Origin of the sequence: Streptomyces sp. PA03-3a (assembly GCF_033792735.1) — a bacterium.
Lineage (GTDB): Bacteria > Actinomycetota > Actinomycetes > Streptomycetales > Streptomycetaceae > Actinacidiphila.
Genome location: NZ_JARAVM010000004.1, coordinates 123,344 through 148,321, shown reverse-complemented (window position 1 = coordinate 148,321; position 24,978 = coordinate 123,344). Strand labels below are relative to the sequence as shown.

22 protein-coding genes are annotated in these 24,978 nt (G+C 72.1%); 2 read left to right on the top strand and 20 right to left on the bottom strand.

Translation table 11 applies throughout. The features are described 5' to 3' along the window. Window positions 1–19: 19 nt before the first annotated feature. The 6 genes from carB to pyrR all read right to left on the bottom strand — a co-directional run bounded on the left by carB (window position 20) and on the right by pyrR (window position 8,002). Window positions 20–3,331, bottom strand: a complete 3,312-nt coding sequence (carB, locus tag PV342_RS06245) for a carbamoyl-phosphate synthase large subunit (protein WP_500316087.1) — start codon at window positions 3,329–3,331, stop codon at window positions 20–22. Next, complete coding sequence (carA, locus tag PV342_RS06240; RefSeq protein ID WP_386990409.1) at window positions 3,324–4,463, bottom strand: glutamine-hydrolyzing carbamoyl-phosphate synthase small subunit; 1,140 nt, start codon at window positions 4,461–4,463, stop codon at window positions 3,324–3,326. Before carA ends, carB begins: the two co-directional genes overlap by 8 nt. Next, window positions 4,460–5,032, bottom strand: coding sequence for a PH-like domain-containing protein (locus tag PV342_RS06235; RefSeq protein ID WP_018564181.1), 573 nt, complete (start codon window positions 5,030–5,032; stop codon window positions 4,460–4,462). Before PV342_RS06235 ends, carA begins: the two co-directional genes overlap by 4 nt. Further along, window positions 5,029–6,327: a dihydroorotase gene (locus PV342_RS06230; protein ID WP_018564182.1), complete on the bottom strand. Its 1,299-nt coding sequence runs from the start codon at window positions 6,325–6,327 to the stop codon at window positions 5,029–5,031. Before PV342_RS06230 ends, PV342_RS06235 begins: the two co-directional genes overlap by 4 nt. Further along, a complete protein-coding gene (locus PV342_RS06225; RefSeq protein WP_018564183.1) occupies window positions 6,324–7,307 on the bottom strand; it encodes an aspartate carbamoyltransferase catalytic subunit in 984 nt (327 codons plus the stop codon). The genes PV342_RS06230 and PV342_RS06225 overlap by 4 nt, the downstream gene beginning before the upstream one ends. 122 nt (window positions 7,308–7,429) lie before the next feature. Then, window positions 7,430–8,002, bottom strand: coding sequence for a bifunctional pyr operon transcriptional regulator/uracil phosphoribosyltransferase PyrR (pyrR, locus tag PV342_RS06220; protein ID WP_018564184.1), 573 nt, complete (start codon window positions 8,000–8,002; stop codon window positions 7,430–7,432). Window positions 8,003–8,300: 298 nt separating this feature from the next. On the opposite strand from pyrR, the gene bldD reads away from it, so the two are divergent. After that, on the top strand, window positions 8,301–8,801 hold the full coding sequence (bldD, locus tag PV342_RS06215; RefSeq protein ID WP_018564185.1) for a transcriptional regulator BldD: 501 nt from the start codon (window positions 8,301–8,303) through the stop codon (window positions 8,799–8,801). 183 nt (window positions 8,802–8,984) lie between these two features. Here the strand turns inward: bldD and nusB are convergent, their stop codons facing one another. The 13 genes from nusB to PV342_RS06150 form a co-directional block, all read right to left on the bottom strand. Further along, window positions 8,985–9,413 carry a transcription antitermination factor NusB gene (gene nusB, locus PV342_RS06210; protein WP_018564186.1) on the bottom strand — a complete coding sequence of 143 codons (429 nt, stop codon included), beginning with the start codon at window positions 9,411–9,413 and terminating at the stop codon, window positions 8,985–8,987. Window positions 9,414–9,415: 2 nt separating this feature from the next. Beyond that, a complete protein-coding gene (gene efp, locus PV342_RS06205) occupies window positions 9,416–9,982 on the bottom strand; it encodes an elongation factor P (protein ID WP_018564187.1) in 567 nt (188 codons plus the stop codon). Window positions 9,983–10,037: 55 nt separating this feature from the next. Beyond that, window positions 10,038–11,147, bottom strand: coding sequence for an aminopeptidase P family protein (locus tag PV342_RS06200; protein ID WP_500316083.1), 1,110 nt, complete (start codon window positions 11,145–11,147; stop codon window positions 10,038–10,040). A gap of 57 nt (window positions 11,148–11,204) precedes the next feature. Beyond that, window positions 11,205–11,954 (bottom strand): AAA family ATPase, encoded by a 750-nt coding sequence (locus PV342_RS06195; protein WP_500316082.1) that lies wholly within the window; start codon window positions 11,952–11,954, stop codon window positions 11,205–11,207. A gap of 135 nt (window positions 11,955–12,089) precedes the next feature. Next, on the bottom strand, window positions 12,090–13,193 hold the full coding sequence (gene aroB, locus PV342_RS06190) for a 3-dehydroquinate synthase (protein WP_500316080.1): 1,104 nt from the start codon (window positions 13,191–13,193) through the stop codon (window positions 12,090–12,092). Beyond that, window positions 13,190–13,705 (bottom strand): shikimate kinase, encoded by a 516-nt coding sequence (locus tag PV342_RS06185; RefSeq protein WP_018564191.1) that lies wholly within the window; start codon window positions 13,703–13,705, stop codon window positions 13,190–13,192. The genes aroB and PV342_RS06185 overlap by 4 nt, the downstream gene beginning before the upstream one ends. After that, window positions 13,702–14,886, bottom strand: a complete 1,185-nt coding sequence (gene aroC, locus PV342_RS06180) for a chorismate synthase (RefSeq protein ID WP_500316078.1) — start codon at window positions 14,884–14,886, stop codon at window positions 13,702–13,704. Before aroC ends, PV342_RS06185 begins: the two co-directional genes overlap by 4 nt. 173 nt (window positions 14,887–15,059) lie before the next feature. Beyond that, window positions 15,060–15,893, bottom strand: a complete 834-nt coding sequence (locus PV342_RS06175) for a shikimate dehydrogenase (RefSeq protein ID WP_500316076.1) — start codon at window positions 15,891–15,893, stop codon at window positions 15,060–15,062. 188 nt (window positions 15,894–16,081) lie between these two features. After that, on the bottom strand, window positions 16,082–17,809 hold the full coding sequence (mltG, locus tag PV342_RS06170; protein ID WP_500316074.1) for an endolytic transglycosylase MltG: 1,728 nt from the start codon (window positions 17,807–17,809) through the stop codon (window positions 16,082–16,084). Between the two features lie 134 nt (window positions 17,810–17,943). Next, entirely contained in the window at window positions 17,944–18,408 is a 465-nt protein-coding gene (ruvX, locus tag PV342_RS06165) for a Holliday junction resolvase RuvX (RefSeq protein WP_018564195.1), read from the bottom strand. Between the two features lie 7 nt (window positions 18,409–18,415). Next, on the bottom strand, window positions 18,416–21,085 hold the full coding sequence (alaS, locus tag PV342_RS06160) for an alanine--tRNA ligase (RefSeq protein WP_018564196.1): 2,670 nt from the start codon (window positions 21,083–21,085) through the stop codon (window positions 18,416–18,418). Further along, window positions 21,085–21,375 (bottom strand): DUF6167 family protein, encoded by a 291-nt coding sequence (locus PV342_RS06155; RefSeq protein WP_018564197.1) that lies wholly within the window; start codon window positions 21,373–21,375, stop codon window positions 21,085–21,087. The genes alaS and PV342_RS06155 overlap by 1 nt, the downstream gene beginning before the upstream one ends. Before the next feature lie 5 nt (window positions 21,376–21,380). Further along, window positions 21,381–21,803, bottom strand: coding sequence for a DUF948 domain-containing protein (locus PV342_RS06150; RefSeq protein WP_018564198.1), 423 nt, complete (start codon window positions 21,801–21,803; stop codon window positions 21,381–21,383). Window positions 21,804–21,976: 173 nt separating this feature from the next. Here PV342_RS06150 and PV342_RS06145 point away from each other — a divergent pair, with 173 nt between their 5' ends. Then, a complete protein-coding gene (locus PV342_RS06145; RefSeq protein ID WP_500316071.1) occupies window positions 21,977–24,124 on the top strand; it encodes an ATP-binding protein in 2,148 nt (715 codons plus the stop codon). A gap of 92 nt (window positions 24,125–24,216) precedes the next feature. Here PV342_RS06145 and rpsD read toward each other — a convergent pair whose 3' ends face one another. Further along, window positions 24,217–24,828, bottom strand: coding sequence for a 30S ribosomal protein S4 (gene rpsD, locus PV342_RS06140; protein WP_018564200.1), 612 nt, complete (start codon window positions 24,826–24,828; stop codon window positions 24,217–24,219). Window positions 24,829–24,978: the final 150 nt, after the last annotated feature.

The following is a 24,978-nucleotide window of genomic DNA, read 5'->3' as shown; positions in this document are numbered from 1 at the left end:
CGGTGTCCCCCTCTTCGGCCTACGCCTCGCGGGCGGCGGTCAGGTGTTCCGCGTGCTCCTGGAGTGAGCGGACCCCGACGTCGCCCCGGTTCAGCGCGTCGACGCCCTGGACGGCGGCGGCGAGCGCCTGCACCGTCGTCAGGCACGGCACGCCGCGCGCGACGGCGGCGGTACGGATGTCGTAGCCGTCGAGGCGGCCGCCGGTGCCGAACGGGGTGTTGACGATGAGGTCGATGGCGCCGTCGTGGATGAGCTCGATGACGGTCGGCTCGCCGTTGGGGCCGGTGCCCTCGCTCTTCTTGCGCACCACGGTGGCCTCGATGCCGTTGCGCTTGAGCACCTCGGCGGTGCCGGAGGTGGCCAGCAGCTCGAAGCCGTGCTCGACCAGCGCCCGGGCCGGGAAGATCAGCGCGCGCTTGTCGCGGTTGGCGACCGAGACGAAGGCGCGGCCCTTGGTCGGCAGCGCGCCGTAGGCGGCGGCCTGCGACTTGGCGTACGCGGTGCCGAAGACCGAGTCGATGCCCATGACCTCGCCGGTGGAGCGCATCTCCGGGCCGAGGACGGTGTCGACGCCCCGGCCGTGCACGTCGCGGAAGCGGCTCCAGGGCAGCACGGCCTCCTTGACGGAGATCGGCGCGTCCAGCGGCAGGGTGCCACCGTCGCCGTGGGCCGGGAGCAGGCCCTCGGCGCGCAGCTCGGCGATGGTGGCGCCGAGCGAGATGCGGGCGGCCGCCTTGGCCAGCGGGACCGCCGTCGCCTTGGAGGTGAAGGGGACGGTGCGGGAGGCGCGCGGGTTGGCCTCCAGCACGTAGAGGATGTCACCGGCCAGGGCGAACTGGATGTTGATCAGACCCTGGACGCCGACGCCCTTGGCGATGGCCTCGGTGGAGGCGCGCAGCCGCTTGATGTCGTGTCCGCCGAGGGTGATCGGGGGCAGGGCGCACGCGGAGTCGCCCGAGTGGATGCCGGCCTCCTCGATGTGCTCCATGACGCCGCCGAGGTAGAGCTCGTGGCCGTCGTAGAGCGCGTCGACGTCGATCTCGATGGCGTCGTCGAGGAAGCGGTCGACCAGGACGGGGCGGTCCGGGCCGATCTCGGTGGATTCGGCGATGTAGGAGGCGAGGCGGGTCTCGTCGTAGACGATCTCCATGCCGCGGCCGCCGAGCACGTACGAGGGCCGGACCAGGACCGGGTAGCCGATCTCGTCGGCGATCGCCTTGGCCTCCTCGAAGGTGGTGGCCGTGCCGTGCTTGGGGGCGGGCAGGCCCGCCCGGTCCAGGACGCGGCCGAAGGCACCGCGGTCCTCCGCGAGGTGGATGGCCTCGGGCGAGGTGCCGACGACCGGCACGCCGTTGTCCTTCAGCGCCTGGGCGAGGCCGAGCGGGGTCTGGCCGCCGAGCTGGACGACGACGCCCGCGACGGGGCCGGCCTGCTGCTCGGCGTGGACGATCTCCAGGACGTCCTCCAGGGTGAGCGGCTCGAAGTAGAGCCGGTCGGAGGTGTCGTAGTCGGTGGAGACGGTCTCGGGGTTGCAGTTGACCATGACGGTCTCGTAGCCCGCGTCGCTCAGCGCGAAGGAGGCGTGCACGCACGAGTAGTCGAACTCGATGCCCTGGCCGATGCGGTTCGGGCCCGAGCCCAGGATGATGACCGCGGGCTTCTCGCGCGGCGCGACCTCGCTCTCCTCGTCGTAGGACGAGTAGAAGTACGGGGTGCGGGCGGCGAACTCGGCGGCGCAGGTGTCGACCGTCTTGTAGACCGGCCGGACGCCCAGCGCGTGCCGGACCTCGCGGACGACGTCCTCGCGCAGGCCGCGGATGGCGGCGAGCTGGGCGTCGGAGAAGCCGTAGCGCTTGGCCTCGGCCAGCAGCTCGGGATCGAGCCTGTCTGCGGCGGCGAGATCGTCGGCGATCTCCTTGATCAGGAAGAGCTGGTCGACGAACCAGGGGTCGATCTTCGTGGCGTCGAAGACCTCCTGCGGGGTGGCGCCGGCCCGGATCGCCTGCATGACGGTGTTGATCCGGCCGTCCGTGGGACGCACGGCGGCGAGCAGCAGCTCGCCCTTGTCGCCCGGGTCGCCGGTGAAGGCGAACTGGCTGCCCTTCTTCTCCAGGGAGCGCAGCGCCTTCTGCAGCGCCTCGGGGAAGTTGCGGCCGATGGCCATGGCCTCGCCGACCGACTTCATGGTCGTGGTGAGGGTGGCGTCGGCGACCGGGAACTTCTCGAAGGCGAAGCGCGGCACCTTCACGACGACGTAGTCGAGCGTCGGCTCGAAGGAGGCCGGGGTCTGCTCGGTGATGTCGTTGGGGATCTCGTCGAGGGTGTAGCCGACGGCGAGCTTGGCGGCGATCTTGGCGATCGGGAAGCCCGTCGCCTTGGAGGCGAGCGCCGAGGAGCGGGAGACGCGCGGGTTCATCTCGATGACGATGACCCGGCCGTCCTCGGGGTCGACGGCGAACTGGATGTTGCAGCCGCCGGTGTCGACGCCGACCTCGCGGATGACGGCGATGCCGATGTCGCGCAGGATCTGGTACTCGCGGTCGGTCAGCGTCATGGCGGGCGCGACGGTGATGGAGTCACCGGTGTGCACGCCCATGGGGTCGAAGTTCTCGATGGAGCAGACGACCACGACGTTGTCGTGCTTGTCGCGCATCAGCTCCAGCTCGTACTCCTTCCAGCCGAGGATGGACTCCTCCAGGAGCACCTCGGTGGTCGGGGAGAGCGTCAGGCCCTGGCCGGCGATGCGGCGCAGCTCCTCCTCGTCGTGGGCGAAACCGGAGCCGGCGCCGCCCATGGTGAAGGAGGGGCGGACGACGACGGGGTAGCCGCCGAGGGTGTCGACGCCCGCGATCACCTCGTCCATGGTGTGGCAGATGACCGAGCGGGCGGACTCGCCGTGGCCGATCTTGGCGTTGACGGCCGCGACGACCTCCTTGAACAGCTCGCGGTCCTCGCCCTTGTTGATGGCCTCGACATTGGCGCCGATCAGCTCGACGCCGTACTTGTCGAGGACCCCGGCCTTGCTGAGCGAGATCGCGGTGTTGAGCGCGGTCTGCCCGCCCAGGGTGGGCAGGAGCGCGTCGGGGCGCTCCTTGGCGATGATCTTCTCGACGAACTCCGGGGTGATCGGCTCCACATAGGTGGCGTCCGCGATCTCCGGGTCGGTCATGATCGTGGCCGGGTTGGAGTTGACGAGGATCACCCGCAGGCCCTCGGCGCGCAGGACGCGGCAGGCCTGGGTGCCGGAGTAGTCGAACTCCGCGGCCTGGCCGATGACGATCGGGCCGGAGCCGATGACCAGGACGGACTGGATATCGGTGCGCTTAGGCACGCTGGCCCTCCATGAGCTTCACGAAGCGGTCGAACAGGTACGCGGCGTCGTGCGGACCTGCGGCGGCCTCGGGGTGGTACTGGACACTGAAGGCGGGGGTGTCGAGCAGCCGCAGGCCCTCGACCACGTCGTCGTTGAGACACACGTGGGAGACCTCGACCCGCCCGTACGGGGTGTCGGCGACCTGGTCGAGCGGCGCGTCCACGGCGAAGCCGTGGTTGTGCGCGGTGACCTCGACCTTGCCGGTGGAACGGTCCTGCACCGGCTGGTTGATGCCGCGGTGGCCGTACTTCAGCTTGTAGGTGCCGAAGCCGACGGCGCGGCCGAGCAGCTGGTTGCCGAAACAGATGCCGAACAGCGGGGTCTTGCGCTCCAGGACGCCCTGGATGACGGTCAGGTCCGCGGTGGCCGGGTCGCCGGGGCCGTTGGAGAGGAAGACGCCGTCGGGGTCGACCGCGTAGACCTCGTCCAGGGTGGCGCCCGCGGGCAGCACGTGCACCTCGATACCGCGCTCGGCCATGCGCTGCGGGGTCATCCCCTTGATGCCGAGGTCGATCGCGGCGACGGTGAACTTCTTCTCGCCGATCGCCGGGACGACGTACGGCTCCTTGGTGGCGACCTCGGCGGACAGGTCGGCGCCCTTCATCTGGGGACTGGCCTGAACCGCGGCCAGCAGCGCGGCCCCGTCGGTGAGCGCCTTGTCGCCGGAGAAGATGCCGACCCGCATGGCGCCGCGCTCGCGCAGGTGGCGGGTCAGCGCCCGGGTGTCGATGCCGCTGATGCCGACGACGCCCTGGCGGGTCAGCTCCTCGTCCAGGGTGCGGCGGGAGCGCCAGTTGGACGGCACGCGGGCGGGGTCGCGGACGACGTACCCGGCCACCCAGATGCGGGAGGACTCCTGGTCCTCGTCGTTGACGCCGGTGTTGCCGACGTGGGGGGCGGTCATGACGACGACCTGCCGGTGGTACGACGGGTCCGTCAGGGTCTCCTGGTAGCCGGTCATGCCGGTGGAGAAGACGGCCTCGCCGAAGGTCTCCCCCACGGCCCCGTAGGCGCGGCCGCGGAAGGTGCGGCCGTCCTCCAGGACGAGTACGGCAGGGACCCTCGCGGGCCGCTGGGTGGAGGTGGTCATCGTGCGCCTTCCTGGTCGTGCGTGAGAGTGTTCAGGGCCTCGACCCACGCGGCGTGTTCGGCGGCGTGGTCCGAGCGGAAGCCGGAGTCGATCAGCCGGTCGCCGTGCGCCCAGGTGACCACCAGCAGGCCGCCCTCGGTGAGGACCTTGCCGGCGATGCCCTTGTCGAGGCGTGCGCCGCGCAGATCCGCGGCCGGGACGAAGAAGCTCGGCGCGCCGGTGCGCTCGACGTCCAGTCCCCGGTCGGTGAGGGTGAGCTCGACCCGGCTGCGCACGCCCAGTCCGTGGGCGACGATCCGGTCCAGCCACTGCCCCGCCGTGGTGCTGCCGTGGTAGCGGCCGCTCGTCGTGAGCAGGACCGGCCGAGGCTCGCCGGTCTCCTCGGGGGCGGTGGGGAGGGCGGGCAGGTCGCCCTGGAGGGTGCCGCGCCACTTCCAGCCCTGGCGCATCAGCCAGTAGACGAGGGCGATGAACAGCAGCAGTCCGACGACCCAGCCGATGCGGGCCGACCAGTCGGTGACCTCGGCGGAGTGCTTCCCCTCCGCCGCGATGAGTACCAGGGGTGTCACGAGAGCTTCCCGTCCATGACCGTCGCCTTGCCCCGCAGGAACGTGGCGAACACCTGGCCCGGCAGCTCCAGACCCTCGTAGGGGGTGTTGCGGCTGCGGGAGGCGAAGCCCGCGGGATTCACCTCACCACGGTATGCCGGATCGACCAGGGTGAGGTTCGCGGGCTCACCGGCCGAGACGGGACGTCCGTGGCCGGACAGGCGGCCGATCACCGCGGGGCGGAACGACATCCGGTCGGCGACGCCGGCCCAGTCGAGCAGGCCGGTGTCCACCATGGCGTGCTGGACGACCGACAGCGCGGTCTCCAGGCCGATCATGCCCATGGCCGCCGCGCCCCACTCGCAGTCCTTGTCCTCGTGCGGGTGCGGGGCGTGGTCGGTGGCGACGCAGTCGATCGTGCCGTCGGCGAGCGCCTCGCGCAGCGCCATGACGTCGGCCTCGGTGCGCAGCGGCGGGTTGACCTTGTAGACGGGGTTGTAGGTGCGCACCAGTTCGTCGGTGAGGAGCAGGTGGTGCGGGGTGACCTCGGCGGTGACGTCCCAGCCCTTGGACTTGGCCCAGCGGACGATCTCGACCGAGCCGGCCGTGGAGAGGTGGCAGATGTGCACGCGGGAGCCGACGTGCGCGGCGAGCAGCACGTCCCGGGCGATGATCGACTCCTCGGCGACGGCCGGCCAGCCGGTCAGCCCCAGCTCGCCGGAGACGACGCCCTCGTTCATCTGGGCGCCCTCGGTCAGGCGGGGCTCCTGGGCGTGCTGGGCGACGACGCCGTCGAAGGCCTTCACGTACTCCAGGGCGCGGCGCATGATGACCGCGTCGTCGACGCACTTGCCGTCGTCGGAGAAGACCCGCACACCGGCGGCGGAGTCCGCCATCGCGCCGAGCTCGGCGAGCTTCCTGCCCTCCAGGCCCACCGTGACGGCGCCCACCGGCTGGACGTCGCAGTAGCCGTGCTCGCGGCCGAGGCGCCAGACCTGCTCGACGACACCCGCGGTGTCGGCGACGGGGAAGGTGTTGGCCATCGCGTGGACGGCGGTGTAGCCGCCCGCGGCGGCGGACCGCGTACCGGTGAGGACGGTCTCGGAGTCCTCGCGGCCGGGCTCGCGCAGGTGGGTGTGGAGGTCGACCAGGCCCGGCAGGAGGACCTTGCCGTCGGCCTCGACCACGGTGGCGCCCTCGGGGGCGGTCAGGCCCGGGCCGACCTCGGCGATGGTCTCGCCGTCGATCAGGACGTCCTGCGGCTCTCCGCCGAGGATCCTCGCGCCGCGGATCAGGGTCTTCGGGGTCGCGCTCATGCTTGGTTGTTCTCCTCGGTGCGGGCGGGGGCGGGGGCGGAGACGGCGGGCTCGGCGCCGCCGAGCAGCAGGTACAGCACGGCCATGCGGATGCTGACGCCGTTCTTCACCTGCTCGACGGCGGTGCAGCGCGGCGAGTCGGCGACCTCGGCCGTGATCTCCATCCCGCGGTTCATCGGGCCGGGGTGCATCACGACGGCGTGCTCGGGCAGCGCGGCCATGCGGAGGCCGTCGAGGCCGTAGCGGCGGGAGTACTCGCGCTCGGTGGGGAAGAAGGCGGCGTTCATGCGCTCGCGCTGGACGCGCAGCATCATCACGGCGTCGGACTTGGCGAGCACCGCGTCCAGGTCGTAGGAGACCTCGCAGGGCCAGTCCTCGACGCCGATCGGCAGCAGGGTGGGCGGCGCCACCAGGGTCACCTCGGCGCCCAGGGTGCCCAGCAGCAGCACATTGGAGCGGGCCACCCGGCTGTGCAGCACGTCGCCGACGATCGTGATCCGGCGGCCGGCCAGGTCGCGGCCGGGGCCGGACAGGTGGCGGCGCATGGTGAAGGCGTCCAGCAGCGCCTGTGTGGGGTGCTCATGGGTGCCGTCGCCGGCGTTGACCACGCTGCCGCCGATCCAGTCGGAGTACGCCAGCCGGTGCGGGGCGCCCGACATGTGGTGGCGGATGACGACGGCGTCGGCGCCCATGGCCTCCAGGGTGAGGGCGGTGTCCTTCAGGGACTCGCCCTTGGACACCGAGGAGCCCTTGGCGGAGAAGTTGATGACGTCGGCCGACAGGCGCTTGGCGGCGGCCTCGAAGGAGATGCGGGTGCGGGTCGAGTCCTCGAAGAAGAGGTTGACGACCGTGCGACCGCGCAGGGTCGGCAGTTTCTTGATGGGCCGGTCGGCGACGCGGGCCATCTCCTCCGCCGTGTCGAGCACGAGGAGGGCGTCGTCGCGGGTGAGGTCGGCGGCCGAGATCAGGTGGCGCTTCATCGGGTCACTCCGGAGGATGCGTGCGGGGGCGGGCCGGGTGGCGGCACGCCACGTCTCCCGGGCGGGCCGGGTGGGGACGGGCGGGCAGGGCGCTGCCCCGGGAGGCCGGGGCGGCGCTCGCGCTACTCGTCCGCCGGGGAGCCGTCGCGTACGCCGAGCAGGACGCAGTCGCGCCCGTCCTCCTCGGTCAGGTGGACCTTGACGGTCTCGCGCAGCGAGGTGGGGATGTTCTTGCCGACGTAGTCGGCCCTGATGGGCAGCTCGCGGTGGCCGCGGTCGACCAGGACCGCCAGCTGGACGGCCCGGGGGCGGCCGATGTCGTTGAGCGCGTCGAGGGCGGCGCGGATCGTGCGGCCGGAGAAGAGCACGTCGTCGACGAGGACGACCAGCCGGCCGTCCACCCCGTCGGCCGGGATGTCGGTGCGGGCGAGCGCGCGCGCCGGGCGGAGCCGCAGGTCGTCGCGGTACATGGTGATGTCGAGCGAACCGACCGGGACCTTGCCGCCGGTGATCTCGTCGAGTTTGTCGGCGAGCCTGCGGGCCAGATGGACGCCGCGGGTCGGGACGCCGAGCAGCACCACGTCGTCGGCGCCCTTGGCGCGCTCGACGATCTCGTGGGCGATGCGGGTCAGGACCCGCGCGATGTCCGGGGCCTCGAGGACGGGCCGGGACGGATCGGAACCGATGGTGCCCATGAAAAAGGGACCTCCTTCCCCGCCTCACGGGACGGGCCTTAAAGGACGCCAAAACTTACGGTTCCACCGTATCAGGCACCCTGGCGTGCTCCCTGGCGGGGCCTGGCGGCGGCCTGGCGCGGCTCTCGGGGCGGGTCCGCCGCACGTACCACGATCGACCACGGATCCCGGCCGAAAGGCCGGTGACCGGCCATTCCTCGCTCTTCCGGGGGACCGGTGTGGACCATTCGGCTTGACGGATTCCAATTACGCTGCGTAACCTCACAGTGAGTTACTGAGTTTCCGTCCGGGGAGCCATATGTCCAGCGATTACGCCAAGCAGCTCGGAGCAAAGCTCCGCGCCATCCGCACGCAGCAGGGACTCTCCCTCCACGGCGTCGAGGAGAAGTCCCAGGGCCGCTGGAAGGCCGTGGTGGTCGGTTCCTACGAGCGCGGCGACCGCGCCGTGACCGTGCAGCGCCTCGCCGAGCTCGCCGACTTCTACGGCGTTCCGGTCCAGGAGCTGCTGCCCGGTTCCGCGCCCGGCGGTGCCGCCGAGCCGCCGCCGAAGCTCGTCCTCGACCTCGAGCGGCTGAGCCAGGTGCCCTCCGACAAGGCCGGTCCGCTGCAGCGCTACGCCGCGACCATCCAGAGCCAGCGCGGCGACTACAACGGCAAGGTGCTGTCGATCCGCCAGGACGACCTGCGCACCCTCGCCGTCATCTACGACCAGTCGCCCTCGGTCCTGACCGAGCAGCTCATCAGCTGGGGCGTCCTCGACGCGGACGCACGGCGAGCGGTGCAGCACGAGGAGGGCTGAGCCCTCGGGAAGCAGAAACGTCCCGCCCCTTGGGCGCGGCCGCCAGGCCGCGTCTGAGGGGCGGTTGTGTTTGCCGCCTCTCGCGCCCCGGCGCACCGCCCCCGGCCGACGCGCCGGGCGCCGGCCGGACATGCCACGGGCCCGGAACGCGATGCGTTCCGGGCCCGGCGGGCACGCGCGGGACTAGTCGTCCCGCAGGCCCGGCTTCAGCTCCTTGAGGCGGGCGAGCAGGCCGTTCACGAACGAGGGGGACTCGTCCGTGGAGAACTCCTTGGCCAGCTGCACCGCCTCGTCCAGGACGACGGCGTCGGGGACGTCGTCCTCCCAGATCAGCTCGTAGGCGCCGAGCCGCAGGATGTTCCGGTCGGTCACCGGCATCCGGTCGAGGGTCCAGCCCACGGCGTGCTTCGACAGCAGTTCGTCGATGCGCCTCGCCCGTCCGGCGTAGCCCTCGACGAGCTGCATCGTGTATTCGCTGACCGGCGGCTGCCGGTCGTCGGTCCGGGCGAGCCTGATCCAGTCCGCCATGGCGGTCTTGGGGTCGACACCCCGCTGCTCCGCCTCGAAGAGGATCTGGAAGGCGCGCTTGCGGGCCTTGTTACGTGCGGCCACGGTTAGCTGGTCACCCGGCCGAGGTACTCACCCGAGCGGGTGTCGACCTTGATCTTCTCACCGGTGGTGATGAAGAGCGGGACGCCGATCTCGTAGCCGGTCTCCAGCTTGGCGGGCTTGGTGCCGCCGGTGGAGCGGTCGCCCTGGACGCCGGGCTCGGTGTACTCGATGACCAGCTCGACGGCGGCCGGGAGCTCGATGTAGAGCGGGGAGCCCTCGTACATGGCGACGACGGCCTCGAAGCCCTCCAGGAGGAAGTGGGCGGCGTCGCCGACGACCTCGGGGGTGATGTAGATCTGGTCGAACGTGTCCATGTCCATGAACACGAAGCTCTCGCCGTCCTTGTAGGAGAACTGCATCCCGCGCTTGTCGACGTTGGCCGTCTCGACCTTCACGCCGGCGTTGAAGGTCTTGTCGACGACCTTTCCGGAGAGCACGTTCTTGAGCTTCGTACGGACGAAGGCGGGGCCCTTGCCGGGCTTGACGTGCTGGAACTCGACGACGGACCAGAGCTGGCCGCCGTCGAGCTTGAGCACGAGGCCGTTCTTGAGGTCGTTCGTGGTGGCCACGGTTGCGGAATCTCCTGCACTGCTGCTTCGGGGACCCGGGAGCCGCGGCCGCCCTCTACAGGGCGAGCAGCTCCTTGGTCGTGATGGTGAGTAGCTCGGGCCCGCCGTCCGTCGGTGGACGCACGACGAGTGTGTCGTCGATGCGGACACCGCCGCGGCCCGGGATGTGGACTCCCGGTTCGACGGTGACCGGCACGCAAGCGTCCAGTTTACCCATGGCCGAGGGGGACAACCGAGGGTCCTCACCGATCTCCAGTCCGACACCGTGTCCGGTGGTCTCCCCCAGCGCCTCGCCGTGTCCCCCTGACTCCAGCACATGGCGCGCCGCGTGGTCCACGTCGCGGCAGGCGGCCCCGGGCGCGAGGGCCTCCCGGCCGGCCCGCTGGGCCGCGAAGACCAGGTCGTACAGCTCGATCTGCCAGTCCGCCGGGGTGGTGCCGATGACGAAGGTCCGGCCCACCTCGCAGCGGTAGCCGCGGTAGCAGGCGCCCAGGCAGACGGTGAGGAAGTCGCCCTCCTCGACGCGCCGGTCGGTGGGCAGGTGGCGCGCGGCCCCCGAGTGCGGGCCCGTGCCCACACAGGTGGGGAAGGCGGGGCCGTCGGCCCCGTGGTCGATGAGACGGCGCTCCAGCTCCAGGGCGAGGTGGCGTTCGGTCCGTCCCACCAGGATCGACTCCAGGAGCTCGCTGAGCGCCTGGTCGGCGATCTCTGCGGCGATCCGCAGCGCCGAGATCTCCTGCTCGTCCTTGACCAGGCGGAGCTGCTCCACGGCGGAGCCGAGGTCGGAGAGGCGTACGCCGGGGGCCGCGCCGCCGACGGCGCGGTGCCGTGCGACGGTGAGGTGGTGCTCCTCGACCGCCAGGGCCTCGGCCTTGCGGTCCGCGGCCAGCGCGGCGGCGGTGACCGCCGGGTCGCCCTCGGGGCCGGACAGGACGACGCCGCGCACGTCGTCCGGCAGCCGGCCCTCGGCCAGGTCGCCGGACGGATGACGTCGATGGACGAGCACGTCCTCGGGACCCGGCCCGACCAGCAGCACGGTCCCCGGCGGGGCGCAGCCCGTCAGATAGCGGACGTTGGCGGGTCGGGAGACGAGCGCCGCCGCCGATCCGGCCGCCGCGCAGCGGTCCCGAAGGCGTTCCCTGCGGGCAGCGTGCACCTCGGACATGTGGCGAGCGTACGTCGCGTGCCGCCGGTCGGCCTGTCGAGAGCCGCCGGGTGGCGGCTACCAGGCGGGCGGGCCCTGCAGGCTGCGGGTGACGACGCCGTCGAGCGCGGCGGCGGCCGCGGCGACGTCGAGGTGGGAGTTGTCGATGATGGGCAGCCCGGAACCGTACCAGCCGGCCATGCGGCCGTGGATGCGGGCGACCTCCTCGTCCGAGAGCCGCCGGTTGCCGCTGCGCTGGGCGTTGCGGGCCAGCACGATGTCGAGGCCGGGCAGGAGGACGACGGGCAGCAGGCCGGGCCCGACGTGGCGCTTCCAGCCGCCGAGGCCGACGACCGGGCGGTCGGGGAAGACCGCGTCGTCGATGATGCAGGAGATGCCGTTCGCCAGGAAGTTGCGGGCCGCGAAACCGCAGGTGCGGCGGGCCAGGCGGTACTGCGCCTCGGAGTTGTCGTTCCAGCCGGACTGCGGGTCGGCGAAGCCTGAGCGGACCCACTCGCGGACGTCGTCCAGGCTGACGTGGGCGGTCGGTACGCCGCGGTGGTCGGCCCAGTGCCGGGCGATGGTCGTCTTGCCCGCCCCGGCCGCGCCGATCAGCAGGACCGCGACGGGGCCGTGCGTGGCGCGCGGGAGCGGAGCGCCGGCTCCGCCGGCGGACTGCGCGGACGGCTGGACCGGATGCTGTACGGGGGACCCCTGGGCCATCGGGAAGTGGCCGGTGGTGCCCGGGGGCTGCGGCGGCGGCCCTGGCTGCCCGGCCTGCTGCCCACCGTGCGGCGGTGGCAGCGGCGCACCCACGGCATGCTGCATCGAGGCCACTCCATCCGTACGAGAGCTTTCAGGTTCGACCGAACGGTACCGTGGGCGGCCGCAGTTGTGTGAACGGCCGGGCAGCCCACGGGGTGCCCGGCCGTTCGGGACCCGTCGTCCCGTGCGTGTGCGCGCCTACGTGGAGATCTCCGCGTAGGCGGCGAGGAGCACCCCGGGGTCGGGGGCTTCCAGGACGGTCGGCTTGGCGAGGCCGTCCAGGACGATGAAGCGCAGCCGGTCGCCGCGGGACTTCTTGTCGACCTTCATCGTCTCCAGCAGCCTCGGCCACTGGTCGCCGCGGTAGGTCAGCGGCAGGCCGACGGACTCCAGGACGGAGCGGTGGCGGTCGGCGGTGGCGTCGTCGAGGCGGCCGGCGAGGCGGCCGAGCTCGGCGGCGAAGACCATGCCGATGGAGACAGCCGCGCCGTGCCGCCAGTTGTAGCGCTCGTTCTTCTCGATGGCGTGGCCGAGCGTGTGGCCGTAGTTGAGGATCTCGCGCAGGCCCGACTCCCTGAGGTCCGCGGAGACCACCTCGGCCTTGACGCGGATGGCGCGCTCGAGGAGCTCGGCGGTGTGCGGGCCCCCGGGACCGCGGGCGGCGGCCGGGTCCCGCTCGATCAGGTCCAGGATCACGGGGTCGGCGATGAAGCCCGCCTTGATGATCTCGGCGAGACCGCTGACGTAGTCGTTGACCGGCAGCGACTCCAGCGCGGCGAGGTCGCAGAGCACCCCGGCGGGCGGGTGGAAGGCCCCGACGAGGTTCTTGCCCTCGGCGGTGTTGATGCCGGTCTTGCCGCCGACGGCCGCGTCCACCATGCCGAGCACGGTGGTCGGCACGGCGACCCAGCGGACCCCGCGCAGCCAGGTCGCCGCGACGAACCCGGCGAGGTCGGTGGTGGCACCGCCGCCGACGCCCACGATGACATCCGTACGGGTGAATCCCGACTGGCCGAGCGCCCGCCAGCAGTACGCCGCGACCTCCGTGGTCTTGGCCTCCTCGGCGTTGGGCACCTGGATGGCGACGGCCTCGTACCCCTGCTCCGCCAGGTCATCGCGCAGCGCCTGGCCGGTGGCCTCCAGGGCCTCGGGGTGGATGACGGCGACCCGCGCCGCCCTGTCGCCGATCAGGCCCGGCAGCTCGCCGAGCAGCTGCCGGCCGACCAGCACCTCGTACGACTCGGTGCCCTCACCGCCCCCGACCCGGATGCGGATGGGGGCGTGTGCGGCGTGCTCCGTCATGCGTTCTTCAGCTCCAGTGCGTCCAGGACGGCGTCCGCGACGTCCTCGGGGGTCCGGCCCTCCGTGCCGACCACGGCGCGGGCGACCTCGGTGTACAGCGGGCGGCGGGCCTCCATCAGCTCGCGCCACTGCCGCCGCGGGTTGACGGCGAGCAGCGGGCGGGCGGTGTCGAGGCCGACCCGCTTGACTGCCTCGGCGACGTCCATGTCGAGGAAGACCACCGGCAGGCCGGAGAGCAGCTTGCGGGTGTCCTCGTCCAGGATCGAGCCGCCGCCGAGCGCGAGCACGCCGCGGTGCTCGGCGAGCGCCGCACGGACGGCCGCCGCCTCCAGGGCGCGGAAGTGCTCCTCGCCGTCCTCGACGAAGATGTCAGCGATCGGCCGGCCCTCGGCCTCGACGATGTCGGCGTCGGTGTCGCGGCAGGTGGTGCCGAGCCGCTGGGCGAGCAGCTCGCCGACGGTGGTCTTGCCGACCCCCATGGGGCCCACCAGGACGACGACCGGGGCGCTCATCGGATCGCCAGGTTCTCGAGGTAGCCGCGCACGTTGCGGCGGGTCTCGGCGACGCTGTCGCCGCCGAACTTCTCCGCGACCGCGTCGGCCAGGACCAGGGCGACCATCGCCTCGGCGACGATGGCCGCGGCCGGGACGGCGCAGACGTCGGAACGCTGGTGGTGGGCCTGGGTGGCCTCGCCGGTGGTCACGTCCACGGTGGCCAGGGCGCGCGGCACGGTGGCGATGGGCTTCATCGCGGCCCGCACCCGCAGCAGCTCGCCGGTGCTCAGGCCGCCCTCGGTGCCGCCCGAACGGCCGGTGGAGCGGCGGATGCCGTCCTCGGTGGAGACGATCTCGTCGTGCGCCTTGGAGCCGGGCACCCGGGCGAGCTCGAAGCCGTCGCCGACCTCGACGCCCTTGATGGCCTGGATGCCCATGAGGGCGCCGGCCAGCCGCGCGTCCAGCCGGCGGTCCCAGTGCACATGGCTGCCGAGGCCGACGGGCACGCCGTAGGAGAGCACCTCGACGACGCCGCCGAGGGTGTCGCCGTCCTTGTGGGCCTGGTCGATCTCGGCGACCATCCGCTTGCTCGCGTCGGCGTCGAGGCAGCGCACGGGGTCGGCGTCGAGCTTCTCGACGTCGGCGGGGGTGGGGAGGACGCCGTACGGGGCCTTGGCCGCGGCGAGTTCCACCACGTGGGAGACGATCTCGATGCCGGCCGTCTCCTTGAGGTAGGAGCGGGCCACGGCGCCGAGTGCGACCCGGGCGGCCGTCTCACGGGCGGAGGCGCGCTCCAGGATCGGCCGGGCCTCGTCGAAGCCGTACTTCTGCATGCCCGCGAGGTCGGCGTGGCCGGGGCGCGGCCGGGTCAGCGGGGCGTTGCGCGCGAGCCCGGCGAGGACCTCGGGGTCCACCGGATCGGCCGCCATGACCTGCTCCCACTTGGGCCACTCGGTGTTCCCCACCATGATCGCGACCGGGGAGCCCATGGTGAGCCCGTGGCGCACACCGCCGAGGAAGGTGACCTGGTCCTGCTCGAACTTCATCCGGGCACCGCGGCCATAGCCGAGCCGCCGCCGTGCGAGGTGGTCCGCCACCATCTCGGTGGTGATCGGCACACCGGAGGGCAGACCCTCCAGCGTCGCGACGAGTGCGGGGCCGTGCGACTCCCCCGCGGTCAGCCAGCGCAACCTGCTCAACGGTGCTCGCTCCTTCATCATCGCCCGGACCGCGGCGAGGCGGACCGGACCATCCGTGCGTAAACCGATCCTTTCACGTCCGGCGGCGAAGCCGGCGCGCGGTCCGCTGGGCGGACAGCCCCGTGGACACCTCCGTGGACCGCCGCGGGCCGCTCAGGAGCGGTCAGAAGGGGTCAGGAGCGGTGCAGCGCCGCCTCCCCCGCCGCCCGCATGGCCGCCAGGGGGGCCGGTTTGCGGCCCGTCATCAGCTCCACCTGCAGCACCGCCTGGTGCACCAGCAGGTCGAGTCCCCCGACGACGGCTCCGCCGCGCCCCGCCCAGGCGGACACGAGCGCGGTGGGCCACGGGTCGTACAGCACGTCGAAGAGGGTGCCGGGCCGCTCCGGCACGGCGGCGGCGAGCGCGTCCGCGGTGCCGGCCGGTGTCGTGGAGATCACCAGGGGCGCGGAAAGCGCCCCGGCGGCGTCCTCCCATGCGGCCGTCCGCACGGCCACGCCGAGCCGCTCGCCCCACCCCCGCATCTCGTCGGCGCGGGTGCCGCTGCGCACGTACGCGGTGATCTCGCCGTCGCAGATCTGCGCCAACGCGGCCAGCGCGGACGAGGCGGTCGCCCCGGCGCCGAGGACGGCGGCGGAGTCGACGCGTTCGACGCCGCGCTCGCGCAGGGCCGCCACCATCCCGGGGATGTCGGTGTTGTCGCCCAGGCGGCGTCCGTCCTCGGTGAGGACGAGTGTGTTGACGGCCTCGACGGCGGAGGCGGTGTCGCTGACCTCGTCCAGCAGCGGGATGACCGCCCGCTTGAGCGGCATCGTGAGCGACAGCCCCGCCCAGCGTCCGCCGCCCGGCTGGTCGGCCAGCCCGGCCAGGAACCCCGGCAGCGCGGCCTCGTCGACCTCGTAGCGGTCGTACGTCCAGTCGGTCAGACCCAGTTCCGTGTAGGCGGCGCGGTGCAGCACCGGGGAGAGGGAGTGCGCGATCGGCGATCCGAGGACGGCTGCCCTAGGCACGCGCGGCCTCCCGAGGGCTCTTCGTCATGGGCTGGTCCCCTCGGTGCGTGATGTCCGGCGGTTCGGGCCGCCCTCCTCAGGCCGGGGACGGCCCGGTCGAGTCTAGGGCCCGGTGGTCCGACGGGGCCGGGCAGCACCAGGGCGCCGCGCGGGGGACGTTCCCCGCGCGGCGCCCAAGAGGCGGCGGCTCAGCCGTTGTGCTTCTTGTCGAACTCGTCGGCGAGCTTGTCGTGCTCGGCGAGTGTCTCCGTGAACTCGGTCGTGTGCCCGTCCAGGGAGATGAAGTAGTACCACTTGCCCGGTTCGGGATCCATGGCCGCGGCCAGCGCCTTCGCGCCGGGGTTGCCGATCGGTCCCGGCGGGAGACCCCGGTAGTAGTACGTGTTGTAAGGGTCGTCGAAGGTGCGGAGCTCCTTGAGCGAGAGATTGATCTCGCTCTGGTTCTTCAGGTAGTTGTACGTCGAGTCGAACTCGAGCTTGCCGTTGGTCTCGGTGTTGGTCGGCTTGAGGCGGTTGTAGACGACGCGCGACATCTTCCGGAAGTCCTCGTCCGACTTGCCCTCGGCCTGCACCAGGCTGGCCAGGGTGACGACCTGCAGCGGCGACTCCAGCCCCAGCTTCTCGGCCTTCGCCTCGACGTCGTACTTGGTGTACTGCTTCTTGGCGTTGGTGACCATGCTGCGCAGCAGGTCGACGGGCTTGGTGTCCTTGCCGACGCTGTAGCGGCTCGGCCAGAGGAAGCCCTCCAGCGGGTCCTTGATCTCCTTGTCGTCGTCCGCCCACTCGGGCAGTCCGAGTTTGCCGACCTCGTCCTCGGCGACCTTGGCGGTGGTGCCCTTGTCGAGCCCCAGCTTGGCGTCGACGATCTCGTAGATCTGCACGTCGCGCAGGCCCTCGGCGATGACAAGGACGTTCTGCGACTTCGGGTCGAGCATCATCGTGACGGCGCTGGACGCGGCCATCTCCTTGTGCAGGACGTAGACGCCCGCCTGGATGGAGTTGCCTTCCGGGTCCTTGCTGACGGCGGCCGTGAAGGCGTCGACGCTCTTGACCACGCCTGCCTTCTTGAGGATGTTGCCGATCTGGATGCCGCTCGCGCCCTGCGGGATCTCGACCTGGACCTCGCCGCTGCCCTTCCCCGCGAAGTCCGGCGGCGGGCCGAAGTTGCTCTGGTAGTACCGGTAGCCGAACCAGCCGACACCGGCGATGCCGCCGCCGAGGACGACCAGCACGACCAGGCACGCCATGCCGGAGCGCCGCTTCTTGCCGCCCTTCCCCGCCTTCCCGCCCTTGCCCGCGCGGCCGCGCCGGTCGTTGCGGCCCTGCTGCGGCTCGTCGTCCTCGTCGTCGTCCGAGCCGGAGAAGAAGGAGTGGTCGTCGGCGGCACCCTCCTCCTCGTCCCAGAGCGGGGCGTCCTGCTCGGCCGGCCGGGAGCGCTGCTGCCGCTGCGGCGGCTGCTGCGGTTGCGGTTGCTGCAACTGCTGCGGCTGTTGTTGCTGCGGCTGCTGCTGGTACTGGGGCTGGCCCTCCGGGTAGCGCTGGTCGGGCCGCTGCGGGGGCGGGTAACCGCCCTGCCCGTAGTAGTCGGGCTGCTGCTGGCCGCCGTAGCCGTCCTGGCCGTAGCCCGCCGGGGCGCCCCAGGAGTCGTACTGCTGCTGGGGGTCGTACGGGTACTGCTGCTGCTGACCGGTGTTGCCGTAGGGGTCCCAGCCGCCCTGCTGCTGGTACTGCGGGTGCTGCTGGTTCTGTGCGTGCTGAGGGTGCTGCTGCTGCGGGTGCTGGGGTTGCTGCTGGTACTGGGAATACTGCTGGTGCTGTTGTTGCTCGGGGTGTTGCTGCTGCCCCCACTGATCACCGAAGAGAGGGTCTTCGGGGTGCCATGCTTCGGAGCCCGGGCTCCGGCCATAGTCAGTCATCGATCCCCTACGGTTCGGTTCGCGAGGCGGCAGCAGGCCGGCGCTTGTGGCGCGGGCGGGACGGGTCCCGGCCCGTCGGCACCCACGGATCCAGCTGTGGCCGCCGTGCTGCGCGGAACGTTACCGTACCGCGATCAGATAAACGGTTCGACGCTCTCGCCCGGCTCTTTACCGGACACCCGTTCCGTCTCGAGGGCGCTCTGCAGGATGACCACGGCCGCCGCCTGGTCCACGACGGAGCGTCCCTTCTTCGCCTTGACGCCCGATGCGCGCAGCCCCTGCGTCGCTGTCACGGTCGTCATCCGCTCGTCCACCAGGCGCACCGGTACGGGGGAGATGATCTTCGCCACATCCTGGGCGAAGCCGCGGGCCTTGGCCGCGGCCTGCCCCTCCCGCCCGTTGAGCGAGCGGGGCAGGCCGACCAGAACCTCGATCGGCTCGTACTCCTCGACGATCTGTGCGATGCGACGGCGCGCGGCCGGGGCGTCCCGGCCGGGCACCGTCTCGACGGGTGTGGCGATCAGCCCGTCGGGGTCGCACGAGGCGACCCCGATGCGGGCGTCCCCGACGTCGATCGCGATCCTGCGACCCCTGCGCATCGAGGCCTCAGGCCGTCTCTGCGACCAGACGCTGCACGGCGGCGATGGCCTCGCCGACCGCGTCCGCGTTCTGGCCTCCGCCCTGGGCGACGTCCGGCTTGCCGCCACCGCCGCCGCCGAGGGTCTTGGCAGCGGTACGGACCAGCTCGCCGGCCTTCAGGCCGCGCTCACGGGCCGCCTCGTTGGTGGCGATGACGGTCAGCGGGCGGTCGCCCGCCACGGCGAACAGGGCCACGACGGCCGCACGGCCGCCGCCGATCCGCTGGCGCACGTCCAGGACGAGCTTGCGCAGGTCGTCGGCGCCGGTGCCGTCCGGGACCTGTCCGGTGACCAGGGCCACGCCCTTGACGTCCTGGGCGGAGTCGGCGAGCCCGGCCGCGGCCTGCAGGACCTTCTCGGCGCGGAAGCGCTCGATCTCCTTCTCGGCCTCCTTGAGCTTGGCGAGCATCCCGGAGATCTTCTCCGGGAGCTCCTCCGGGCGGCCCTTGACCAGCTGCTGGAGCTGGGCGACGACCGTGTGCTCGCGGGCGAGGAAGTTGTACGCGTCCACGCCCACCAGGGCCTCGACCCGGCGCACGCCGGAGCCGATCGAGGACTCGCCGAGCAGCTTCACCAGGCCCAGCTGGGCGGTGTTGTGCACGTGTGTGCCGCCGCAGAGCTCCTTGGAGTAGTCCCCGATCGTCACGACGCGCACCCGCTCGCCGTACTTCTCGCCGAACTCGGCGATGGCGCCCTGCTTCTTGGCCTCGTCGATGCTCATGATCTCGGCGCTGACGTCGAGCTCGCGGGCGAGCACGGCGTTGATCTTCTGCTCGACGTCCGACAGCACGCTGCCCGGCACGGCGGCCGGCGAGCCGAAGTCGAAGCGGAAGCGGCCCGGGGAGTTCTCCGAACCGGCCTGGGCGGCCGTGGGGCCGAGGGCGTCGCGCAGCGCCTGGTGGGTGAGGTGGGTGGCACTGTGGGCGCGGGCGATCGCCCGGCGGCGGCCGAGGTCGATCTTGGCGAGGACGCCGGCGCCGACCGTCACCTCGCCGACCTGGACGCTGCCCTTGTGCACGGTCACGCCCGGCACGGGCTGCTGTACGTCGCGGACCTCGATGACGGCGCCCGAGTCGGTGCGGATCCGGCCGGTGTCGGCGAGCTGGCCGCCGCCCTCGGCGTAGAAGGGGGTGCGGTCCAGGATGACCTCGACCTCGTCGCCCTCGTTGGCGGCGGGCGACGGCACACCGTCGACGAGCAGGCCGACGACGCTGGCCTCGCCCTCGTTGTCTGTGTAGCCGGTGAAGACGGTGCTGCCGGCGGTGTCGGCGACGGCCCGGTACGCGGACATGTCGACATGCCCGCTCTTCTTCACCAGGGCGTCCGCCTTGGCGCGGTCCCGCTGCTCCTTCATCAGGCGGCGGAAGCCGTCCTGGTCCACCGACAGGCCCTGCTCCGCGGCCATTTCGAGGGTGAGGTCGATCGGGAAGCCCCAGGTGTCGTGGAGCAGGAAGGCCTTGTCGCCGGAGAGGACGCCGGAACCGGTGGACTTGGCCTCGGTGACGGCGGTGTCCAGCACATTGGTGCCGGCCTTGAGCGTCTTGAGGAAGCGGGACTCCTCGGCGAGGGCGACCGTCTCGATGCGCTTGCGGTCCTCGACGAGCTCCGGGTACTGCTGCCCCATCGTCTTGATGACGGTGTCCACGAGGTCGCCGACCACGGCGTCCGTGGCACCGAGCAGCCGCATGTTGCGGATGGCGCGGCGCATGATGCGGCGCAGCACATAACCGCGGCCCTCGTTGCCGGGGGTGACGCCGTCGCCGATGAGCATGACGGAGGTGCGCATGTGGTCGGCGACGACGCGCAGCGAGACGTCGGACTCGTGCGCGGAGCCGTAGGCGACGCCGGTGAGCTCGGTGGCCTTGTCGATGACGGCACGCAGGGTGTCGGTCTCGTACATGTTCTGCACGTCCTGCAGGATCATGGCGAGACGCTCGAGACCGAGACCGGTGTCGATGTTCTTGGCGGGCAGGTCGCCGAGGATCGGGAACTCCTCCTTGCCGCTGCCCTCCCCGCGCTCGTACTGCATGAAGACCAGGTTCCAGATCTCCACGTACCGCTCGTCGTTGACGGCGGGGCCGCCCTCGACACCGAACTCGGGGCCGCGGTCGTAGTTGATCTCGGAGCACGGGCCGCAGGGGCCCGGGACGCCCATGGACCAGAAGTTGTCCTTCATGCCCAGGCGCTGGATGCGCTCGGCGGGCACGCCCACGACGTCGCGCCAGATCTGCTCGGCCTCGTCGTCGTCCTTGTAGACCGTGATCCACAGCCGCTCGGGGTCGAGGCCGTAACCGCCGTCCGCCACAGAACTGGTGAGCAGCTCCCAGGCGAACTTGATGGCGCCTTCCTTGAAGTAGTCGCCGAAGGAGAAGTTGCCGCACATCTGGAAGAACGTGCCGTGGCGCGTGGTCTTGCCGACCTCTTCGATGTCGGGCGTGCGGACGCACTTCTGCACGCTGGTGGCGCGCGGGAAGGGCGGCTTGACCTCACCCAGGAAGTAGGGCTTGAACGGGACCATGCCCGCGGGCACCAGAAGGAGCGTCGGGTCGTCGGCGATGAGCGACGCCGACGGCACTACGGTGTGCCCGCGCTCCTCGAAGAAACGCAGCCAGCGGCGGCGGATTTCTGCCGACTCCATCAGTGTTCGTCCTTCCGGTGGTGGTACGAGATCGCCGGCCGCGGGGCCGGCATGTCGAGGTCGGGGGCCGTACGGCCCAGTGCGTCGTTGAGCTGTCCCTCGCGCTCCGACATGCCGGCGCGGACGTCCTGCGCGAAGGTGCGCAGCCGGTCCCCGGCCTCGAGGGCCTTGTCGGCCGCCTTCGCCGCGAGGCTCTCGGGCGTCAGGCTGCGGATCTTGCGATGGACCTTGTTGGTGGCCCACACCCCGGCGGCGGCACCGGCGGTGAACCAGAAGGCACGGCGGAACATGCAGGTCAGCCCCTTGACTTACGGCGGCGGGCGGACGGGAGCGTCCGGCCGACGACCACGGTGCGCTTCTTGGCGGCGCCCTTTGCCTGCAGGGTGACCGCGCGCCGCACGCCGTAGCCGAAGGCCGCGACCTTCACGAGGGGGCCTCCGAAGGTGGAGGCGACGGTCGTGGACAGGGCGGAGGCGTTGGCGGTCACCTCGGCGACGTCGGAGGTGATGGTGTCCACGCGGGCCAGCTGGGCGTGGGCCGCGCGAACCGCGTCGGAGGCCTCGCCGAGCAGCGGCACGGCCTGGTCGGTCACCTCCGCCACGAGGCGGGTCGCCTGACGGAGCGCCTGGGCGAGCCGTACGAGTGCCACGGCGAGGAACGACACGAGGATCGCCCAGAAGACGGCCACGATGAGGCCGGCCACCTCTCCACCGGACACGTTGCCACTCCCTCGGATTCCACCGCGCGAACCAGGTACCGATCAGATACCGACCTTATCGCGACGGGCAGCACGCTCCGTACCGCATTGCGGGCCGGTGCCGCCCCCGACCGCCCCCGGGCGACAGGCCCGGATTGTACGTTCCGCTTATTCGACGATACCCTCCGTGACCCATGCGCCATGAGACGACGCCGGGCAACCTGCCGTGCGAGCTGGACCACTTCGTCGGCCGGCGGCCCGAGCTCGACGACGTGGCCCGCCTGCTGGAACGGGCCCGGATGGTGACGGTGACCGGCGTGGGCGGGGTCGGCAAGAGCCGGCTCGCGCTGCGCGCGGCGGCCGGCCTGCGCGCCGGCTTCACCGACGGGGTCTGGCTGGCCGAACTCGCGGCCGTGCGGGACCCGGGACTGGTGGACCACGCCGTGGCGGACGCGCTCGGCCTCACCGACCACACCGCGCGCGGCCCCCGGGCCGCGCTCGGCGCCTTCCTGGCCCACCGCGAACTGCTCCTCGTGCTGGACTGCTGCGAGCCCCAGGTGGAGGTGGCGGCGGAACTGGCCGACGCGATGCTGCGGCGGGCACCGGGCCTGCGGGTGCTGGCCACCAGCAGGCAGCCGCTGGGGGTGGCGGGCGAGCACATCGTGGCCCTGGAACCGCTGAGCGACGCCGGCGAGGCGGTGGAGCTGTTCGCCGACCGGGCGGCCGCGGTGCTGCCCGGCTTCACCGTGGACGCGGGCAACCGGGCCGAGGTGGAGGAGCTGTGCCGCCGCCTGGACGGGATCCCGCTGGCGCTGGAGCTGGCGGCGGGCCGGGTGCGGGCGCTGTCGGTGCGGCAGATCACCGGGCGCCTGGACGACCGCTTCCGGCTGCTCACCCGCCGCGGCGGCACCGGCGGCCCCGAACGGCACCGCGCGCTGCGCACCACGATCGGGTGGAGCCATGAGCTGTGCACCCCGCGCGAACGGCTGCTGTGGGCACGGCTGTCGGTGTTCGCCGGGGACTTCGACCTCGACGCCGCCGAGTACGTGTGCGCGGGCGGCGAGGTGGCGGCCGAGACGATGGTGGACCTGCTGGCGGACCTGGTGGACAAGTCGGTGGTGCTGCGCCGCGAGGACGCGGGCGTGGTGCGCTACCTGCTGCTGGACACGGTGCGCGAGTACGGGCTGGGGTGGCTGCGCGAGCTGGGCGAGGAGCGCCGGCTGCGGACCCGGCACCGCGACTGGTACCTGGGCTTCGCCACCTGGGGCGAGATGGAGTGGTTCGGCGCGCGGCAGGAGGAGATCTCGCTCGGCACCGAGCGGGAGCTGGCCAATCTGCGGGCCGCGCTGGAGTTCTCCCTGGAGGCCCCCGAGGAGTTGCGGACCGGGCAGTACCTGGCGGCGAGCCTGTGGTTCTTCTGGGTCGGCTGCGGCCGGCTCGCCGAGGGCCGCTACTGGCTGGAGCGCGCGCTGGCGGCCGATCACGAGCCCACGGGGCAGCGTGCCAAGGCGCTGTGGGTGTGCGGTTACGTCTCGATCCTCCAGGGCGACGGCACCGCGGCGCTCGGCATGCTCTACGAGTGCCGGGAGCAGGCACTGGCCACCGGCGACGCGACGGCGGTGGCGTACGCGGTGCACCGCATGGGGTGCGGGGCGCTGCTCGGCGGCGACCTGCCGCGCGCCAGGGCGCTGTTCGAGGAGGCACTGGGCCACTACCGGACGCTGGGCGAGCTGAACAGCAACGTGATCATGGCCGAGGTCGAGCTGGCGATGGCGGTGGCCTTCGACGGCGACCTGGAGGGCGGGATCGAGCTGTGCGACCGCATCCGCGAGGTCTGCGAGGACCACGGGGAGCGGTGGGCGCTGGCGTACGCGCTCTACACGCGGGCGGTCATCGCCTGGTGGCAGGACGACCCGGTGCTCGCCGCCGAACTCGCGGCCGAGTGCGTGCGGATCAACCACACCTTCCGCGACATGGTGGGCATCGTGCTCGGCATCGAACTGCTCGCGCTGCTGCGCGCCCCGGGGGACGCCCGGGAGGCGGCGGTGCTGCAGGGCGCGGCGGGCGGCATCTGGCGGCTCGTCGGGCTGCCGGTGTTCGGCTCGCGCCACTTCGGCATCCCCCATCAGCGCTGCGAGGAGCTGGCCCGCGCCGAGTTGGGCCGGCCCGGCTACGAGGGCGCGTACGCCGAGGGCCTCGTGCTCGACCTGGACGCCGCCGTCGCCAGGGCCCTGACCGGGCTGCCCCCGACGCGGCCCGGCCCGCGTCGGCCCAGCGGTCCCGTCCCGCCGGCCGGCCCGCTGCCCGCCGGCGCGCCGCTCGGCCGGTCGGCCCAGGACTGACCGGCCGGGCCTGCCGGGGGACGCGAAAGCCCCGGCGCCCCGCCGGAAGGGCGGGGCGCCGGGGCTGACGTGCGTGCCGGGTGCGGCAGGCGTCAGCGAGCGTAGTACTCGACGACGAGCTGCTCGTCGCAGATCACGGGGACCTCACGACGGTTCGGCAGACGGTCCAGGCGGAAGGCCAGCGCCTGCAGGTTGACCTGCAGGTACTTCGGGGTCTCGCCCTCGCCGGCCCAGCCGCCCTCGCGGGCGACCTGGAACGGGGTCTTGGCGCGGGAGCGCTCGCGGACCATCACGACGTCGTCGGGGGTGACGCGGAACGACGGCTTGTCGACCTTGTGGCCGTTGACCTCGATGTGGCCGTGGACGACCATCTGGCGGGCCTGGTAGATGGTGCGGGCCAGGCCGGCGCGCAGGACGAGGGCGTCCAGGCGGCGCTCGAGCTCGACGATCAGGGCCTCGCCGGTCTTGCCGCTGACCTTGCGGGCGCGGTCGTAGGCGCGGGCCATCTGGCGCTCGGAGATGTCGTACTGCGCGCGCAGGCGCTGCTTCTCCAGCAGTCGGACCTTGTAGTCACTGTTCTGCTTGCGGCCACGGCCGTGCTCGCCCGGCGGGTAGGGACGGGCCTCGAAGTACTTGACGGCCTTCGGCGTCAGGGCGATGCCGAGGGCACGCGACTTCTTGACCTTGGGACGCGACTGGTTCACGTTTCCCAGACCTCCATGTAAGTTAGGTAAGGCTTACCTTAGCGAAGGAGATCGTATGTCGCGCCCAGGGAACACCACACGCATCACGGACGTAACGGGCGCCGCACAGGGCGCCGCCGACGCCAACGAGGGCGCCGACTTGACGGAGGT